Below are 717 nucleotides of genomic sequence, written 5' to 3'. Positions count from 1 at the left end.
CAGGTAAAACGGGGCGAACGCGCGCCCGGCCGCATCGGCGCGCTGGGCCATGATCGCAAAGCCGGCGCCGAACAACAGCGAGAACAACGTGAAGAATTTGCCCTGCACCAGCACGTAAATGGCCGCGTCGACCCCGTAATCCAACCCGTGCCACTGCGGATCGATGCCGGTGAAGGCCAGATCCAGCGGTCCGCTGAAGGCCTCCATGTTCATCAGCAGGATGCCCAGCAGGGCGAACCCGCGCAGGATGTCCAGCACCGCGATGCGCTCGCCGACGGCGACCGGCTGCAGGGRAAGGGAAGCGGCGTTCACAGGCAATCCGTGGATCTGGGCAGTCATTATGCCGTCGCGCCACGCGCGCGGGTCGCCCTGTCGCAGATACGCAACGGCCCGCCGAAGCGGGCAGTTGCATCACCTTCGATACCGGCCATCAATGCCGGTCGCAGTGGTTACTGCTTAGTGCTGGTGRCCGCCWTCGCCATGCACGTGGCCGTGCTCGAGTTCTTCGGCCGCGGCGGCGCGCACGTCGACGATCTCGACCGAGAAATACAGGTCCTTGCCGGCCATCGGGTGGTTCAGGTCGACGTCGACCACGCTCATGCCGACCTTCTCCACGGTGACCGCGCGCGGGCCGAAGTTGGTCTGCAGCACGACCTGCTGGCCCGGAATCAGCTTGGTGGTGCCGAAATGCTTCTTCGGCACGCGCTGGGTCAGGCC

1 protein-coding gene and 1 pseudogene are annotated in these 717 nt (G+C 65.8%); both read right to left on the bottom strand.

Features of this window, described 5'->3' with window-relative positions; translation table 11 throughout:
* Nucleotides 1-339, bottom strand: a pseudogene (locus tag ACXJKJ_RS30550) (hypothetical protein); the annotation flags it as partial.
* A 117-nt stretch (nt 340-456) separates the two neighbouring features.
* A partial coding sequence (locus ACXJKJ_RS30545) for an FKBP-type peptidyl-prolyl cis-trans isomerase (RefSeq protein WP_457395196.1) occupies nt 457-717 on the bottom strand: 261 nt, incomplete at its 5' end.

It is taken from the genome of Roseateles sp. P5_E1 (genome assembly GCF_054049335.1).
The sequence above is the reverse complement of the archived record's forward strand: the minus strand, read 5'-3'. Positions and strand labels throughout refer to the sequence as shown.